Source organism: Leptospira sanjuanensis (assembly GCF_022267375.1).
Taxonomy (GTDB): Bacteria; Spirochaetota; Leptospiria; order Leptospirales; family Leptospiraceae; genus Leptospira; species Leptospira sanjuanensis.
The window spans coordinates 515,831-533,360 of record NZ_JAIZBH010000001.1; the positions used below are offsets into that span (position 1 = coordinate 515,831).

A 17,530-nucleotide genomic window follows, 5' to 3' on the forward strand; every position below is an offset into this window, starting at 1 on the left:
CCGTCCGATCGGGTTCCTTTTTCGGAAAATGAATTGTAGAATGATTCGGATCGTTCACTCTGACCCACCATGAACGATCTGAATCGGAAACAATTTATCAAATCCTTCTTTTATTTGGTTTTAAGCGGATTTGCTTTGGACCTTCTTTCTAAAGATAAGAAGGAAAAATCGAAAGTATCGGTTGCGAAAGAATATTCCGATTTCAAAAATACGCATCTCGATTCTAATTTTAAAAGCGTATATCTCGATGCTAAGTTGAGAAACGAATTCTTCCTCTTTCTTCAAAACGTCTATCATCTTTATCCCGAATCCGACTTTCACAATCTCATATTCGAACTTTCTCGATCGAAACAAAACGACAGGGAAATTTACGAAGCGATTCTGAAGGAAATTCCTCAGATTAAACCTTTTGCGGGAATCGTCACCTACGCTCTCCCCGCTCTTAAAAAACAAAAGTCGGAAATCTCGAAAGAGGTCGTCGATTTATTGGGTGAAGGAAATAAATTCAACGGTTATCTGGAAATCGGAACTACCGGAAGATACGTTTCCAATCTTAAAAAGAAGATTCAGATCGACGGCGACATATTCGTGTTAAACGATCTCGAACCGAAATACAGTCCGGAAGATTTGGTCGAGCGCGGTCAGATCGCAAAGGCGGGGAAATTCGTTTCTCTCGGAGATTATGATCCGATTCCCGAAGCGGCAATTGCGCCGGAAAGTTTGGATTTGGTCACGAACTTCATCGGCTTTCACCATTCTCCCGCAAAACGGCTCGACGGTTTTATCCAATCGATCGCAAAGATTTTGAAACCCGGAGGAAAACTCGTTCTTCGCGATCACGATGTGAACTCGAAAGAGATGCGTTCCATCGTCGCGCTGGCGCACGATGTGTATAACGCAGGCCTGGAAATTTCTTGGGAAGAAACTTCGCGTCAGATACGGAACTTTACTTCCGTTTCCGAGATCGAACAGCGAGTCGGTGAGTTCGGTTTAAAACCCTTGGGCAAATATATTCTTCAAAAAGGCGATCCCACTAAAAATACTCTGATGGCATTCGTAAAATCCGCATGAAAAAACTCATTCTTCTTCTTTTTGTTTTTGTAAATTCCGTTTTCGCCGATCCGACGATCGTAAACGACGTCACGCAGATCAATCCGATTCCGGTTTCAAGAGTCGCCGCACCGAAAACGTTAGACGAAATACGAGACTTGGTAAAGAATCATAACGGCCCGATTTCGATCGGAGGCGGAAGGTTTTCCATGGGCGGCCAAATCGCTACGGAGAACGCGTTGTTCATCGATACGAGGGAGTTCGATAAAATTCTTTCGTTCGATGCGAAGACAAAGCTGATAACGGTGGAACCCGGAATTACCTGGAGAAAACTTCAGGAATTCATCGATCCTTTCGGTCTTTCCGTTCAGATCAAACAAACCTATTCCAACTTTACGATCGGAGGTTCTCTCAGCGTAAACGCACACGGTAGATATATCGGTTACGGTCCGATGATTCTTTCGGTTCGATCCATCAAAGTCGTGTTAGCCGATGGAAAACTCGTAAACGCGAGTCCTAAGGAAAATCCGGAAATCTTTTTTGCCGCGGTCGGAGGCTACGGCGGGATCGGGGTCATCGCGGAAGTTACGCTTGCGTTGACGGAAAACAAAAAGGTAAAACGATTCGTGAAAAAACTTCCGATCACGGAATACAAAAAATTCTTTTTTGAAACCGTTCGTAATAACGCGAAAGCGCAGTTTCACAACGGAGATATCTATCCTCCCGCTTACGAAAACGTAAACGCGGTCACTTGGGAAGAAACGGAAGAACCCGTGACGGTGGAAGACAAGATCGTTCCCGTTAAGGAAAGTTATTGGCTTGAAAATCTCATCTACTTCTGGTTAACCGAACTTCCTTACGGAAAAGAATTGCGGGAGTCCGTTTTGGATCCGCTTTATTACCGCAAGGATCGAGTCGTCTGGAGAAATTACGAAGCCAGTTACGACGTCCAGGAATTGGAACCTCCGACTCGAAGAATCAGCACGTATGTTTTACAGGAATACTTCGTTCCCGTCGAGAAGTTCGACGAATTTTATCCGTTGATGCGTTCGATCCTGCAAAAGCACGACGCGAACGTGATGAACATTTCGATCCGTCATGCAAAAGCGGATTCTGGTTCTTATTTGGCTTGGGGAAGAACGGAGGTTTTTTCCTTCGTGATTTATTATAAACAACGAGTCTACGAAAGCGCCAAAAAAGAAGTCGGAGTTTGGACGAGGGAATTGATCGATGCGGTAACGAGCGTGGGCGGCGCTTATTATCTTCCTTATCAGCTTCATGCGACGGTTTCGCAGTTTCACAAGGCGTATCCGGATGCCGACCGCTTTTTCGCATTAAAAAGAAAACTGGATCCGAGTTACAAGTTCAGAAACAAACTCTGGGACAAATATTATTTTCATAAGGAAGAAGACAAAAAAATCCGGCTCGAATTGGATTCACTCAAGAATTATTCGCGCAGCGAGGACCAGACCTTTTTGACGCTTCCGGAATGGTATATCGTTTTTAGTTCGGACGAATATGCGAATTTTCTAAAACATTCTCCTCCGAGTGCGTTTCCGTATTGGGGAAGTGTCGCCCAGTTTTGGAGGATTTACGGAAGGGTGATCGTAAAAACTTGGAATTCTTACGAATTCAATTGGGGTTATCATCTGATGATCAACGTGATCGGAATCAGTTATTCGGGAGAATTGATCCTGAAGTCCCTGTATGAGAACACGATCGGAAGAATCACGGAACGGATCGCTGGAACTTCGGGGCTCACACCGGACACGAATGTCGAATCTTACATGCAAAAAGTCGCAAGAGAATATACCGATTTCGTTCGACTTCGTCCTTGGTATGAATATCCGTTTTATTCCAAGTTCAAGGAATTTTGGACGATCCGCGACGGAGAGGGGACGAGCGTTATTCGCAGATGGGAACGGAGACTGTTTTTTTCGGCGGAACTTCTTGCTAAAGCGACATACGGAAAATTGATCGCGATGGGAACGGAATCCGTTTACGAACCGGAAACGTTCGAAGTTACCGCTTGGGTCAAGGAAAACGGCCGTAGCGCGATCCGTAAAATCCCGAGATACGAGGCTTTTACGCGGACCGTGCCGCAGCTCGTAAAGAAAAACGTTTCCTTCGTGGAAATCGCGGGGAACCAACAAATTCTTTTGACCCTGATCGTTCCCATCGATGCGAATCTACGTGATAAAGAAACGATTCTCTACGAATGGAAGATTTTGACCGAGCCGAATTTAAAGCGAACTGCGGTGATCGTTCCGATTTCAAGACTTCATGAAATTCTAATAAAGACGGAATCCAACGGATATAAGCTCGACCATATTTTCGACTATTGAGTTTTATCGATGCGTTTTAGAAAACATGGGTAACCGCACTTTATGGATCGGTAATCGCGAAGTCTTTGCCCGCGAATCGACGCGCACGCTCCGCAGGTTTTTTGATTCTCTCGCTCTATAGGGATCGCACGGCATATTTACCATATTTTGTATGGGATCGTTTAAATCCGTCTTGCTGATTTTGCTTGAATTGAAATCCTTCGAAACATGAGATATATACTTCAGTTCTTATGTTTTCTTGTTTTCGTTTCCTGCGCCGTTACTTCGCGCCCGTCAACGATGGTAACCAAGGGAAAACCGGTTTCGGTAAATAATTTCGTTCCAACTCCGAAAGGTCCGATCGTATTTCAAAAAATAACCGCCGCCGATTGGGTCGTGGACCGCGGAGGTCTGATCAATCTGAAAGATCCGAAGGCGAAAGCGGCCGGATTAAAATCCGAGGAGGAACCGATCCAGATTTATTTTTACGTTATCGATCATCCTAAGTTCGGCAGATATGTGATCGATACAGGTCTTTCTCAGGTTTTTAGAAAGGATCCGAAAGAATGGCCCGTTTCCTGGATCGTAGCTTCGGTGATGAACACGTCCGCTCTGAAAGTAAAACTTACCGTCGACGAATGGCTCAAGAAAGAACCGAAAAAAGTGGAAGGAATTTTCCTAACGCATTTACACCTCGATCACATCATGGGGACGAGCGATTTCTCCTCCGATGTTCCTATCTACGTTGGGCCGAAGGAAGCCACGGCTAAGAAGTTCATCAATTCTCTAGTGCAAGGGAGCACAGACGGTTTGTTAGGCGAGAAGGTTTCTTTTTCGGAATTGGACTTTGCGGAAGCGGCAAAGAATTCTTCCTATCCCGCGATCGACTTTTTCGGAGATCAATCCCTCATTATCATTCATGTCGAAGGTCATACGAAAGGGAGTCTTGCGTTTCTGGTTCAGAGTTCTTCCGGGTCTCATCTTATTCTCGGGGATTCCTGCCATACGAGTTGGGGTTGGGAGAACGGCGTAAGTCCGGGCGATTTTACGGAGGATCAGGAAAAGAATCAGTCGAGCCTGAATTTTCTAAAGGAGTTCGCATCCAAAATTTCCGGCATCCGCGTTCATCCGGGACATCAGAGTTTACCCGAAAAGTAAATTTTAGAAATTTAGAATATACGAAATCATTTCTACGGAGAATACAAATGAAAGAAATTGACCGTTCCAAACCGGTTCTAGTAACCGGAGGCGCCGGTTATATCGCGTCCTGGGTAATTCGTTATTTGCTCGAAGATGGAATTTCCGTACGCGCCACCGTTCGGAATAAATCGGATTCCGCGAAGTTATCGCATCTTCTGAAACTCGCGGAACGTTTTCCGGGTAAGCTGGAGTTTTACGAAGCGGATCTTTTGAAGGACGGATCCTTTTTGAACGCGATGACGGACAAGGGAGGAGTTGAATTGATCATTCACACCGCTTCTCCGTTTTTTATAGACGGGGTCAAAAACCCGCAGAAGGAGCTCGTTGAACCGGCAGTATTAGGAACTAAGAATATTCTAGAATCTGCAAATGCAAGTCCTTCCGTGAAACGAATCGTTCTGACATCCAGCGTCGCAGCCGTGATGGGGGATAATATCGACGCCGCGTCCCTTCCCAATCGAAGACTTTCGGAAGAACACTGGAATACGACGAGCGACCTCGGTCACCAACCGTATCCGTATTCCAAAACGCTTGCGGAAAAAGAGGCGTGGAAGATCGCAGATGCACAATCTCGATGGGATCTGATCACGATCAATCCTTCGTTCGTGATGGGACCTTCCGTTTCGGACAGAGCGGACGGAACAAGCGTAAACTTTATGCTTTCTATGATTAACGGTAAATTTGCGCCGGGCGTTCCCGATATGACGATCGGATTTGTTGATGTTCGCGACGTGGCTCGCGCTCATATCCTAGCGGGATTCACTCCTTCCGCAAAAGGTCGTCATATCGTTTCGAATACGACCTTGAAGTTTTTGGACGTCGCAAAAATAATCCGCGAAAAATACGGAAACCGATTCCCGACTCCGAAAAGCTCCCTGCCTAAGTTTGTGACGTATTTGATCGGTCCGTTTTTCGGGTTATCCTGGACGTATATATCGCGTAACGTGGGAATTCCTTTCGAGCTCGATCATTCGTATAGCAAAAAAGATTTAGGTCTGACGTATCGTCCGATTTCGGAAACGTTCGTGGAACATATCGAGCAGATCGTTTCCTCTAAGATGCTTTCAAAAAAGGGCGCTTAAAAATTCCAAAGAAGAAAATCCGTTTTGTGTTGAAGGTGAAATCCAAAACGGAATTAGGAACGATCGATTATCCGTTCTTTGTTTCTTCGAATTGCGATTTTCGAACGGATTAAATATAAGAACCTCTTCCAAAACTGGCACAGGTTCTTGCAGTTTGTCCTATTATCAAAGTATAATTATGTTTTGGACGCACCTTAAGAAAATTAGAATATTAGCAAGCGTCCCCACCCGACAAAAACATCGTTTGCAGTTGATTGTTCTTGATTCTTGCAAACTCGTTTATGTATCCGTCGTAGCCGTTGTGATGAAGAATCAAAATCGGAGTTCCGTTTTCATCCAGATCGAGAGCGTCGTTTAGATGATATTGACCTCCGTAAACCGCTTGATCCTTGCTCAAAACATCGAATTTTTCGAAGATCCTCTTTCCGACTTCCCCGTTGTTTAGCTCGTAGATCGCCGCGTAATAGGCTTTTTCTTCCGGTTCGACCCGAAGTGCGTAACGAATATAAATATATTCTTTTTCCGGCGATTTGATCGAATAGAAGTCTCCCCGTTTTACGAACTTCAGCTCCGCGACTTTCGGATATTTTTTCTTGAAGATTGCCGCCGCGGAGGAATCGAGTAATGCGCCGATTTTTTCAGAGGGCTCGTAACGATCTGATCGAACCTTATCGCCTATGTTGGAACCGAACATCGCATAAACGGAATTCTGATACGTATTCAGTTTTTTGAATGCAGCTAAGTTTCCGCGAACCACTCGGATTTCCTGGCAACCGGTGGTTTCTTTTTTTTCCGGCGAGAATTCTCCCGCTATGCTTGCACGTTCGTATGCGTTCGCCTTTTCTTTTTCCTGTATCGCTTTCTTTTCCAAATAATACGCCTCGGCGGAGAAGTCGCTTGCGGAAATCCACTGATTTTTAATGCGAATCGCTAACGATCGAAACCAAGATCCTTCCGCGCTTGTATAAACCGAACCGAAGAGTTTTGCATCGGAAAGTTCTTCCGGCGATTTTTTACTTAAAAATTCGGACGCAGCATATCCTTTTGCTCCGGACTTTGTAGAGATCTCCTGCCATTCCTCATATTGGGAATCTTCTTTGACGAAAACGATTTCTCCCTTTTCGAGTTGAAACAACACTTTTCCGTCTTTCGGTTTTTCTCTTACGTTCAATTTTCCTTCCGAAGTCAGAACATATCTCTGCAATTTTTTATCCTGAGCATGGTTGGATTCGGCAAGAACTGTGATCCACACAATCGATGCGATCGCGAAAAGTTTCGTTAAAGATTGAATGGAGATTTTTTTCATGAGCTACTTCTTCGGTTTGGGATTGGTGAGAGGGTAGGCTTTCTTTTGCTGATCGTTTTCCCATTCACCGATAAAAATGATGTTTCCGGTTTCCTCTTTCTTTCAATAAAAATTCAAAAGTTATATTTTGCGTATTTTATGGAAATATCCTATCTTAGTTTGGGAAATAAAAAAGCCCGATTGAAACGGGCTTTCCATAGAAATTAAGAATCAAAGCGATCCATTGAATGGAACGGTTCCGGCGCCTGAATTTGTAGTGTTAACTAGGATGGTGTAAGATCCGGCTTTGTTAAATCGAATTTGAACATTCGTTGTAATCGTCGACGAGCCGCTTAAATACGTATAATCCGTGCCTGTCATGGCCGTTGTGCTCACCGAAGTTAACGGATAAATTCCCTTATCAAGGAGAATAGAAAGGGTTCCCGAGCTTGCCGTAATCGTTTTTGACGGCAGTCAAGTTATTTCAAAATCTAATGTGATTACAGAAAAGAAGAACGAGTAAATCACAAACGAATCTATCGACTCTACTTGGAATTGGGATTAAAATACCGAATTAAACGAAAACGGAAGAAATTATCGTTACTCACGATTCCAAAGATTGTTTCCAAGAATCCGGGAGAAAGGCGGTCTATGGATTTCATGTCGGATACATTGTATTCAGGTAGAAAATTCGGAATTCTGAATATTATTGATGATTGTGGACGATTGGCGATCGCTGCGAGGAGTGAATTTTTGATAACTGCCGGGGAGCTAATCGGAATTTTAAACGAGGCATCGGAAATTTACTCCTTACTAAAGCAGATTTTCGTAGATAATGTTCCTGAGTTTACTTCAAAAACTTTTTTGAAATGGGCTTCTGATCAAAGAATTGATATTCACTTTACTACTCCCGAAAAACTCACCGAAGACGCTTTCATTGAAAGTTTTAACGGTAAGATGCGAAACGAATGTTTAAACGAAAATTGGTTTAAAAATATTGAAGAGGCCAGTTCTTTGTCGAAAAGTGAAGAAACTTCTACAATTCGGAAAGGCCGCTAGCTTACTTGGGATTGGCTCCCGTGGAATATTTAAGATGAACTGCTTAAGAGGATTTTTAACACTTTGTACTGGCTCTAAAAATGGGGGTATGTCAGATGAAATAGCAAGAGAATGGAAAGGCAATGAGAGTGGCAATTATACCTTTGATAAGCAGCCCAACAAAACAAGTTCCTGCACAGATATGTTAGCGCACTCATATTTATCTTGCTATCTTCCATATGTTCAAACGGTTAAGTAAGAAGGAAAGTATGTTGAAGCGTATCTTTAAATTATTTTTCATAACGATTTTCTTTATAACAATGTTTCTCCCTAATGGCTGCAATAAAGTTCAGTCAAAACAATTCTCTAGGCCAGTTGGAGATCACGACAGGTATCTAAAAGAAGATGAAAATGGATTTTCTTCGGAAGATTGGAAGTTAGGTGAATTCATTGAGTTGTATGGGAAAGTTAGAAAACAGATTAAGCTTGGAATGAAAATGACAGATGTTGAGCGACTCTTTAATAATTTTCCATCGATGAGAAAATATACATATCGAAGGATGCATGTAAAGAATGTAATTTGTGACGACAAGAAGAGGGAATTTTTTTATGATCGTATTGTAATTTACCAAGACAATTCTGGGACCACCATTGATCGCAATAAAAATATAGTAAGAGAATCGTTAAGAGAAGTATTTACACTCAGCACATATTATAAGGATGAACACTTAGTGCACTATAGTGCTGTACATCAATATTTGGACTCTAATGATCCGATTTCCGGTCCTCAAACGAATTACTGTTATCTTGATATGAAAAGAGAGAGGAGTCTGGATTTTGGTAGCGATTCGATTATGCGATATCATATTGAAAACATTGAAACTTATAATGATCGCCCTTCAAATATGAGGGCCTGGTCGTTTATACAACAATTCTTAGGTGATGTGGAAACCAAAATGTATAAGGATGCGGTTTTGGGACAATGTAGAATCTCATTTGATTATGTAGAGGATGTTCCGAAAATCTCTTGTGCGAATAGTAAATATAACCGATATCTTAGTGATTTAGCAGCATTTGAATTAGAAAAAGAAGGGCTTTGGCGATTCTTACCCATGGAGACCGACAGTCATTTTTATCTTGAAAGAATATCTGATTCTGAGATTAGAATTAGCATAAGTAAAATGCCGTAACACCGTGATTACACACAATTTATCTGCATAATAATTTTTTCGGTCAATCCTTGGTCTCCATTTTTTGAATCGTATAAAAATAAAAGGCCCGGAGTTTCCTCCGAGCCTTTCGAGTATCTTCATAAAACTAAACTTCTTAGTTCAACTGAAAAGCAGCCCCTGTCGCATTGTTAGAAGTTACAATGATCGTGTAAGTTCCAGCGACGTTAAATCTGATTTGTGAGGTGCTCGTTACATTTGAAGTACCGGAAACGAACGAGTAATCAGTTCCGGATACAGCCAGCGTAGAAGTTGTAGAGAGAGGACAGGCACCTTTGTAGACAACGAATGAAAGAGATCCAGTCGTAACGTTGATCGTACCTAAGCTATTTACCGGTGCAGATGCAATTTGGATCGCTCCTAAGCCGATCGTACCGCTTGTAGTCAAGCTGATTGTCTGAGCTCCACCATTCTGAGTTGCGGAAATAGAAGCGATCGGAAGTGTAATTCCGGACGCAGTGTAAGTGCAAGTATTCGCACCACTCAATGCAAGAAGAAGAGCAAGGTTGGTTGTATCGTCATCCTTTTCGTCTTTTTTGCACGCAGAAAGAAGGCTGATCAGAACGAGACAGACTCCAATTTTTTTAACTAATTTCATTTTGAAAATCTCCAAGAATTTTGAAATATTACATCGATTTGGCGAAGGTTGGTCAAGTTTTTTTAGTTTTGTGTCCGTACCTTTTTTGAAATAAGGAAATACGGATCGATTCAATTTAAAACGGAACAGAATTTGAACCGGAAGGACAGATTCTAATTTAAACGCAAATATAAGAAATAAATTTCATTTGAAAATTCTGATCGCTGTTTCCGAGTATTTTTAATTAAAAAAAATGAATTTTGTGACCGTGAAAGAAATGAAAAGGATATAAATGGATCCTGAAAGTTGGGCTAAGTTGAAATTACCGAAACTCCGCCTGTTTTCATAAAGGACAAAAATCACATTAAGAAAACAGAATGCTTGCGCAGGTTCCCTTGTGTTTTTCGCTCTTAAGAAGTAATTCCGTTCCGGCCAATTTCGCAAAATCTCTGCAAAGTTTAATTCCGAGACCCGCGCCGTTTTCATTGAGAGTTCCGGGACAAGTATAAGATTCTTTCGAGAAAACGCGTTCCAATTCTTCCGAAGTCATTCCGATCCCTTCGTCTTCGATACAGATGAGTCGATTTTGATCGGAGGTTTTTTCGGCTTTCAGATAAATCTTTCCTCCGGGTTTGGAGAATTTGAGCGCGTTGACGAATAAGTTCCGAACGATCACTTTGAAGATATCTTTGTCGCTGAAGAGAGTGATCTCTTGGTCGAACCGCATCTCGACTTGAATGCATTTCAGTTGAATGTAGTCGTTGTAAAGCGCCGAAAGTTCTTCCAAAATCGGAATCGGCGAGAACGAAGTCTTATTGACTACGATGCTTCTCGAGTTCGCCTTCACCCAGTTCAGAGTATTGTCGATGAGATCGATCGTGAGATAGGTTTGAATATTCAATTTCGAAAGATATGGATACAATTCCGAAGCGGAAATCCCTTCGTTTTTGAAAAGAGAAATCAGAGATATGATCTGAATCAAAGGGGTTCGCAGATCATGTGCAAGAATGGACAGGAGCTGCGTCTTTGTGGAGTTGTTGTGACTCAGTTCGAGATTCAAGGTTTCGAGATCGTGTATGTCTTGGAACGCGACCGCATTGAGTTCTCCGAACTCCGTGCTTCGAACGTTAAACCAGCGTTCTCCGTTGTTCTTGGTTCGGATTTTTGCCTTCATCGAGGCGCCCGGTTTTCCGTTTTTTCTTCCGAAATCGACTTCGGACCACCATTCCTTCTCGATTTGTTTTCGGTAGTTGTCGTCCGGATAAGCCTGTTGAAACCAATCTTGGAGCGTGGGTATTTCCTGGATTTTATAACCGAACTGTTCGCGGAAACTTTTGTTGAGGTAAAGCGTTTGGAATTGATCCCCTTTGATATGGGAAAGAAGTACCGGACATGGTACGAATTCCACAAAACGTATTTTATCCCCGATGTGATCTAAGGCTTCCTGAATCAATTCCATTTTATTCGGTTCCGCATCGGATTCGAAATATGCTTCGAATCTTTCTAATATAAAGAATGCCTAATAGTATACTCCGCGAGTGTGATTCTCAAATAAAAAAATAATTTACAGCTGAAAAACGGAATTTTGTTTGTGTCAAAATTCTGTCGTAAATATTCGAAATCCATAATTTACCTTTCGATTTGAAGCATTTTGAATCTTCGGCAATCCGAGTATAAGCTCGCATTTTTCCGGGTTTTTTATCGAACGCATTCGAAAAATATAATATATTGAATCGCTCTTGGATCGATGTTTCTTTTTTCCGATTTTCCCTCCCAAAAAGAATTCTTTGTAAGCGGAATATAAGTGGGTTTTGGAGCGATTCGGTTAACATGCTCCTCAGTGAAAATTTCCCGTTCGGGAAAAGCAAAATACACAAAAGGTGAAACTTATGAAGAGAATTCTATCGATTCTCGCCATTTCTCTCGTTTTGGGAGCGATGGGGAATCTTTACGCAAGCCGCGGAGCGGTGGTGGAAAATCCGATCGACGTTTTTGAAAGATCCTTCGAAAACAAGGTTCTTTCCATTCAGAGAAAAACCCAAGTCAACGCGAACCTTCCGGTTCATCGGGCTCTTTTTTACGGAACCCATAACTCTTATAACAGCAAATCGTATGCGGGACCGTTCTTCTCATACGCGTTTCCGAACCAAAAATATTCGATCGGCGAGCAACTTCGGTTAGGCGCACGTTTTATCGAATTGGATATTCATTGGACCTTGGGTCTGCACGCGCGCAAAGAACTTCTTCTTTGTCACGGACAAGACAGTCACGTCGGCTGCAATGTTTTCGATCGTCCTTTTTACAAAGGTCTGGAAGAAGTTCGTGCTTGGGTTTCCAATCCGGCGAACCGTAACGAAGTTCTTCTTCTTTATATCGAAGATAAATTCGACGGTCATTCTTCCGAAGCTCTTCAAACTTTGAGGGATTATCTCGATCCTTGGTTGTATCGTTATTCGGGAAGTTGTTCGGACGTTCCTTCCCCCGAAAGTATGCCAAAACTCGGCGATATGGTTTCTTCCAACCGAAGAATTCTTCTGATGAGCAACGGCTGCTACGACTCTCAGTGGAGCGTTTACTTCAAAAGAATCTTTTTCGGTTCCGCGACCGGAAGTCCGAAAGATTTCCGCGGTTATCCGGACTGCAACTATTCGAGAGCGACTTACAATTCTACGATGGTGCGTTTCTTTAACGATACTACGAATTACTTCGGTTTTTACGACGGAGTGAAAGAAAGCGGTTCATTCACAAACGCTAATATTGCTTCCATGCTTTCCTGCGAAGTGAACGTTTTCGGCATCGATCAGTTCGATCCCGATTTTGCGAAACAAGCGATCTGGTCTTGGAACGCTTCCGAACCGAACAACTGGGCAGGCAACGAAAACTGCGCCGTTATGTGGAGCAACGGAAGATGGAACGATCTCAACTGTTCCGCTTGGAACCGTTTCTCTTGCAAGGATTCTTCCGGTAACTGGTATGTGACCGCAGGAGGCGGTTCTTGGTCTTCCGGTAATTCCCAGTGTTCCGCGGAAACCGCAGGTCGTTTTAAATTCTCCGCTCCTGCAACTCCGTACGAAAACAAAAAACTTCTGGAAGTGAAAAACGCGGCGGGTGCGGGCGATCTTTGGATGAACCTTACGGATCAAGGCTCCGAAGGAAACTGGACTCCGGGCAACTAACGTTTTCAACTCACTCTTTTAAAGAATCTTCGAGGGACGGATGCGGATCCGTCCCTTTTTTTGTTCTAAATATTTGAAACGAGGGAACAAAAATAGATGGAAATTTCTTATTTTTGTGACAGTCTTATGACCTAAATTTCAGGATATTAAGCGAAACCGCTCTCATTCAATCAAGATGGCCCCCGAAACGATCGAAACCAAGGAGGAAACCCTCCGTCGCTTTAATAAGGAACTGATGTCCTTGGCGAAAAATCCGGTCATCGACAGCGGCGATTTGAATGCGGCGTTGCACGTTCTTACGGAATCGATTGCAAGAGCTTTGTATTGCGAACGCTGCAGCATTTGGTTCTATAAGGAACTGAAGGTTTCCATTCAGTGTTTGGATCTTTTTATTCTTTCGGAGAATTCCCACAACTCCGGAATGGAACTCTTTCAACAAGATTTTCCTAAATATTTCGAAGTGCTGCAACACCAAAGATTGATCATCGCGGACGACGCGGTGAACGACGAAAGCACTAAGGAATTCGCGCAGAATTATCTCATTCCTCTCAATATCGTTTCCATGCTCGACGCTCCGATTCTGATGGACGGAAAACTTCTCGGGATCATTTGCAACGAACAAGTCGGCAAACCCCGCGCCTGGACTTTGGAAGAACAAACCTTTGTTGGCTCGCTCGCCGATATGATTCCCCGCATCTTTCAAGCCGTGGAAAGAAAGAAGGCTCAAGACGAATTAAAAAAAGCGAATGAACGTCTCGAACATACGGTCAAAGCGAGAACGAGAATCATCCTGAGTCAAAAGGAAGAATTGGAACATCAGATCAAGATGGCCAAAAAAATCCAAGGCGCGCTTCTTCCTTCCGTTTTACCCAAATCCAAATATCTCGATCTGCAATTTCTTTACACTCCGATGATGGATATAGGCGGGGACTTCGTGGATTTTATCTACGACGAGGAGAACGACGTTCTCGGATTTTTCATCTGCGACGTTTCCGGTCACGGCGTTTCGGCGGCGCTTCTCGCTTCGATGGTCAAGATGTCCTATCCGAATTGGAGATCGTTCATTCAAGATCCTGAATATGGAATCGCGCAAATCTACGAATCCCTTTGCGGAAAATTCGCCGGTCATTTTATCACAGCCGTTCTCGGCTCGCTGAACGTCAAAACCGGAGAAGGTAAAATGACGAACGCGGGACATTGTCCTCCGGTCCTTCTTCAAAAAGGGAAGAAACCTCGCGTATTCAACCGGACCGGAGCGTTGTTGACCGATTTGATTCCGTTAAAGCTCGAAACGATTTCGTTTCATCTTGACGCGGGAGACAGACTTGTTCTTTATACAGACGGAATCATAGAAGCTTTTAACGAGGATCGGGAAATGTTCTCCGAAGAAAGGCTTCTTGCGGTTTTGGATTCTCATGAAAACGAAACCTTGGACGGTCTTTGTCAGAATGTTTTTTCCGAAGTGAATCGTTTTATGGGAGTCGCACACGAGGGTTTTACGGACGACTTGACGATTCTTGCGCTTGAAAGAAGAATTCCTTAGGAGATTTCCGCTCTTATGAAAGTTGCCCCGACTTATTCCATTCTGTTGGCGGAGGACGATGAAAGCAACGCCGAACTTTTAATCCGTCATCTAGAACGATACAACTTCGATGTGGATCACGTCGTGGACGGAATCGCCGCCGAAATCAAACTCAGAAAGACACGTTATGACCTCATTTTAACGGACAATAGAATGCCGAAGATGAGCGGTTTGAGTCTTTTGGAAAGAATTCCGGAAACGAACCGTATGACTCCGATCATCTTTCTTACGGTGAGCAACGAAAAAGAAACGATCATTCAGGCGGCGCATAATAAAAAACTCGTGGCCTATCTTTTGAAGCCGATCGATACGCAGGTGTTGATCGATAAGATTTGTCAAGCTCTGGGAATCAAAAGCGATTCTCTGGTGGATAAGAAAGAATTTCCGTTCGAGATTCTTCCGTTCACGAATACGGATCAAGGCATCGGAGTAGGAATCCAACTTAAGGGATGTCCGTACGGAAAGAGCATCGAAAAACTCGTTCAAGAAGTTTCCTTTTTCTTAAAGGAGCTTCCGACGTTGAGAAGCATTTTGATCAAGGTCAATCCGGAATTCTTTTATTCGAAAAACGCAGGACAACTTCTTTCCGGCCTCAGAGACCGTCTTGCCATCAAATACGAAATCCAAAAAGAAGACATCGTCGTACAAACGGAACATTGAAAAAAATGGAACCTGCCTTTCTGCTCTTGGTCAGAGCTTTAGAAAATGGGAGGAATCCAATGAAAGGATTTTTAAAAGTTTCCGGTCTGATTCTTGTAGCCGCGGCTTTGTTTGCGGGAGGATGTAGATATTACAAGTCTCCGGAAAAAAGAGCGGAGTTCGTCGTTAAGAAGATCACTTCGGAATTGGATCTGAACGATTCTCAAAAAGAGAAATTGCATAAGATCAAAGACGAAATTCTGTCTAAAAGAAAAGAACTGAAACTTCAGGGACCTCGAATTCCCGCGGAGGCTCTCGCTGAGTTTCGTCAGCCGACTTTGGACGAAAAAAAAATCAACAAGTCCTTCGAACTTGAGATGAACAAAATGACGGAGATGAGAACCTTTATGACAAAGAAAGCGATCGAGTTTCATGCGGTCTTAACTCCGGAACAAAGAAACAAACTGGTGGATTTGATTACAGAGTTTCAACAGAAACATCGTCATCATGATGACTGAATCCGAATTTACGGAAATCGTTAGTTCCACTCGGGACATTGTCCTCTCTGCGATTGAAAAGAACCTCGCAGAGAGGTTTTCTTATGCCATCGACGACGTGGCTCAGGAAACCTATTTTCGCGCGTACAAAGCCCTTAAAAAAGATCAGTTTCGCAAAGAATCAAAACTGAGTACTTGGTTGTACGCGATCGCCAGAAACGAATCCCTGAGAATGAACGATAAATTAAGAAGGGAAGAAGAGCGGACCGAGAAGCTGGCCAAATCCAAAAAAGAAGAAGACTTCCTCACCGCTCACCCTAACGTGAACGGAAATTCGGGATATTCGGAACAGAATTCGCAGGAAGTCATCGGAATGCTTCAATCCCTGATGGCTAAAATTCCCGATAAGTACAGAAGGGTTCTCGAGTTTTATCTTGCGGGTTATTCCGAAAAACAGATCGCAGAAACGATGGGCGTAAAACCCGGAACCGTAAAATCGAGAGCCGCCAGAGGAAAAGAAATGATGAAACGGGTCGGAGTTAAGGAGAAATTTTATGAAGAATAACGACGCTTCTCCGATGAAAGGAGAAATCCTGAAAAGAAAAAAAGACCAGGATTGGGTGAAGAATATTTCCTCGAACGTGATTCGCAGGGATAAACGGGAAACGAGAAACAAACGCATGGTAGGCGCTTCTCTCGTTCTGTTTTTGGGACTGAGCGCATATGCTGGTTTCTGGTTTCAGGATTCCGATCTGGATCCGAGAGATCAGGATCTTTTGAGCATCGGAGTTTTTGAAGAATTGGAAAACGCGCTCGATAAATAAGAATCAACTTTAAAAGGATAATGGCGTTCGAATCGGAAAATACGCATTCCGTTTTTTGAATACGTATTGGCGAACGTTGTCTCCGTCTGTGTCGCTTAACAAAAGCGGTCCTTTGTGGACCGCTTTTTTATTTTATGAAACGGCTTCGGCTCTTTATCGGATTTTGGAACCTTCCTGAATTCCTTCTCCCGGAAATAAAATCACCTCGTCTCCTTCGTTCAATCCGTCTGCGATCAACGCGTTGTCTCCGCTTCTCGCTCCCATCTTGACCTTGGTCTTCTTAGCTTTATTCTTTAAAACTCGGAATACATACCAATCTTCGCCTTCGCGGAACAAAGCGGCGGTCGGTGCGATGATTCGGTTCTCCTTTTTCTCGCTTACGATTTTACAGCGAACTTGAAAACCTTCTCCCATTTCCGGCGGAGGAGCGAAGTCTACGATCGCGCGGACTCTTTGTTCTTCCACTCCCAATGAGGAAACTTTTGTGAACGCGGCGGGTTCCACGAGTTTCAACTTGCCTTCGAGTTTTTCCCCGCCCCATCCTTCGATTTCCACGGGGTTTCCCGGATGAAGGTGAACCGCTTCCTGCGTTAATACTTCGACCGCGATTTCAAGCCGGTTCGTGTCGCCCACTTCCAAGATCGGAGTTCCCATTTCGATCGGACCTTCGCTTTCCCGAAGAATCTTCAGCACCTTACCGTTGATAGGCGATGCGACGGAACGATCCATATCCCATTTCACGACCGCGAGAAGTTCTCCCTTTTTTACGGATTCCCCCGCGTGTTTGTGAATTCGCTTTAATACGCCGCTTACGGGAGAATAGATCGTGAATTTTTCCCGAACTCTCGTGATTCCTTCTTCCTCTACGATCTGTTGATACGTTCCTTTGACGATCTTCGCCGTTTCCGAAACCACGGGTTTGGGCCGGAGTAAAAACCAAACGAACGCGAGCACGACCAACACAACGGCGCCGATCCTAAATTTTTTATCGGAGAGAATCCGTTTGAATATTTCTTTTCGATCCATT

Annotated in this window: 15 protein-coding genes and 1 pseudogene; 12 read left to right on the forward strand and 4 right to left on the reverse strand. The window is 43.4% G+C overall.

The window, feature by feature from the left end:
* Nucleotides 1-69: 69 nt before the first annotated feature.
* The 4 genes from LFX17_RS02460 to LFX17_RS02475 all read left to right on the forward strand — a co-directional run bounded on the left by LFX17_RS02460 (nt 70) and on the right by LFX17_RS02475 (nt 5,656).
* Entirely contained in the window at nt 70-1,071 is a 1,002-nt protein-coding gene (locus LFX17_RS02460; RefSeq protein WP_238744824.1) for a class I SAM-dependent methyltransferase, read from the forward strand.
* A complete protein-coding gene (locus LFX17_RS02465; RefSeq protein ID WP_238744826.1) occupies nt 1,068-3,395 on the forward strand; it encodes an FAD-binding oxidoreductase in 2,328 nt (775 codons plus the stop codon). The genes LFX17_RS02460 and LFX17_RS02465 overlap by 4 nt, the downstream gene beginning before the upstream one ends.
* 207 nt (nt 3,396-3,602) lie before the next feature.
* Nucleotides 3,603-4,532, forward strand: coding sequence for an MBL fold metallo-hydrolase (locus LFX17_RS02470; protein ID WP_238744831.1), 930 nt, complete (start codon nt 3,603-3,605; stop codon nt 4,530-4,532).
* A gap of 47 nt (nt 4,533-4,579) precedes the next feature.
* Entirely contained in the window at nt 4,580-5,656 is a 1,077-nt protein-coding gene (locus LFX17_RS02475) for an SDR family oxidoreductase (RefSeq protein WP_238744833.1), read from the forward strand.
* A gap of 211 nt (nt 5,657-5,867) precedes the next feature.
* Here LFX17_RS02475 and LFX17_RS02480 read toward each other — a convergent pair whose 3' ends face one another.
* Complete coding sequence (locus tag LFX17_RS02480; RefSeq protein ID WP_238728718.1) at nt 5,868-6,962, reverse strand: SH3 domain-containing protein; 1,095 nt, start codon at nt 6,960-6,962, stop codon at nt 5,868-5,870.
* Nucleotides 6,963-7,445: 483 nt separating this feature from the next.
* On the opposite strand from LFX17_RS02480, the pseudogene LFX17_RS02485 reads away from it, so the two are divergent.
* Together LFX17_RS02485 and LFX17_RS02490 are read left to right on the forward strand one after the other, a co-directional pair.
* Nucleotides 7,446-8,038, forward strand: a pseudogene (locus tag LFX17_RS02485) (transposase); the annotation flags it as partial.
* 210 nt (nt 8,039-8,248) lie between these two features.
* The gene (locus LFX17_RS02490; RefSeq protein ID WP_238728720.1) at nt 8,249-9,169 is read left to right on the forward strand and encodes a hypothetical protein; all 921 of its coding nucleotides are present in this window, start codon (nt 8,249-8,251) and stop codon (nt 9,167-9,169) included.
* Between the two features lie 136 nt (nt 9,170-9,305).
* On the opposite strand, the gene LFX17_RS02495 is transcribed toward LFX17_RS02490, so the two are convergent.
* Together LFX17_RS02495 and LFX17_RS02500 are read right to left on the reverse strand one after the other, a co-directional pair.
* Nucleotides 9,306-9,806, reverse strand: coding sequence for a hypothetical protein (locus tag LFX17_RS02495; RefSeq protein WP_238728721.1), 501 nt, complete (start codon nt 9,804-9,806; stop codon nt 9,306-9,308).
* A gap of 343 nt (nt 9,807-10,149) precedes the next feature.
* A complete protein-coding gene (locus tag LFX17_RS02500; RefSeq protein ID WP_238744845.1) occupies nt 10,150-11,244 on the reverse strand; it encodes a PAS domain-containing sensor histidine kinase in 1,095 nt (364 codons plus the stop codon).
* Between the two features lie 430 nt (nt 11,245-11,674).
* Between LFX17_RS02500 and LFX17_RS02505 the strand changes: the two genes are divergently transcribed.
* The 6 genes from LFX17_RS02505 (at nt 11,675) to LFX17_RS02530 (ending at nt 16,503) form a co-directional block, all read left to right on the forward strand.
* On the forward strand, nt 11,675-12,961 hold the full coding sequence (locus LFX17_RS02505) for a lectin-like protein (protein ID WP_238728723.1): 1,287 nt from the start codon (nt 11,675-11,677) through the stop codon (nt 12,959-12,961).
* A 235-nt stretch (nt 12,962-13,196) separates the two neighbouring features.
* Nucleotides 13,197-14,504 (forward strand): GAF domain-containing SpoIIE family protein phosphatase, encoded by a 1,308-nt coding sequence (locus LFX17_RS02510; protein ID WP_238744847.1) that lies wholly within the window; start codon nt 13,197-13,199, stop codon nt 14,502-14,504.
* A 15-nt stretch (nt 14,505-14,519) separates the two neighbouring features.
* Nucleotides 14,520-15,203, forward strand: coding sequence for a response regulator (locus LFX17_RS02515; protein WP_238728725.1), 684 nt, complete (start codon nt 14,520-14,522; stop codon nt 15,201-15,203).
* A 20-nt stretch (nt 15,204-15,223) separates the two neighbouring features.
* Complete coding sequence (locus LFX17_RS02520; RefSeq protein WP_238747634.1) at nt 15,224-15,700, forward strand: Spy/CpxP family protein refolding chaperone; 477 nt, start codon at nt 15,224-15,226, stop codon at nt 15,698-15,700.
* Nucleotides 15,690-16,244, forward strand: coding sequence for an RNA polymerase sigma factor (locus LFX17_RS02525; protein ID WP_238728726.1), 555 nt, complete (start codon nt 15,690-15,692; stop codon nt 16,242-16,244). Before LFX17_RS02520 ends, LFX17_RS02525 begins: the two co-directional genes overlap by 11 nt.
* The gene (locus tag LFX17_RS02530; protein WP_238728727.1) at nt 16,234-16,503 is read left to right on the forward strand and encodes a hypothetical protein; all 270 of its coding nucleotides are present in this window, start codon (nt 16,234-16,236) and stop codon (nt 16,501-16,503) included. Before LFX17_RS02525 ends, LFX17_RS02530 begins: the two co-directional genes overlap by 11 nt.
* A gap of 153 nt (nt 16,504-16,656) precedes the next feature.
* On the opposite strand, the gene LFX17_RS02535 is transcribed toward LFX17_RS02530, so the two are convergent.
* Complete coding sequence (locus tag LFX17_RS02535) at nt 16,657-17,529, reverse strand: efflux RND transporter periplasmic adaptor subunit (RefSeq protein WP_238744849.1); 873 nt, start codon at nt 17,527-17,529, stop codon at nt 16,657-16,659.
* Between the last annotated feature and the right edge of the window lies 1 nt (nt 17,530).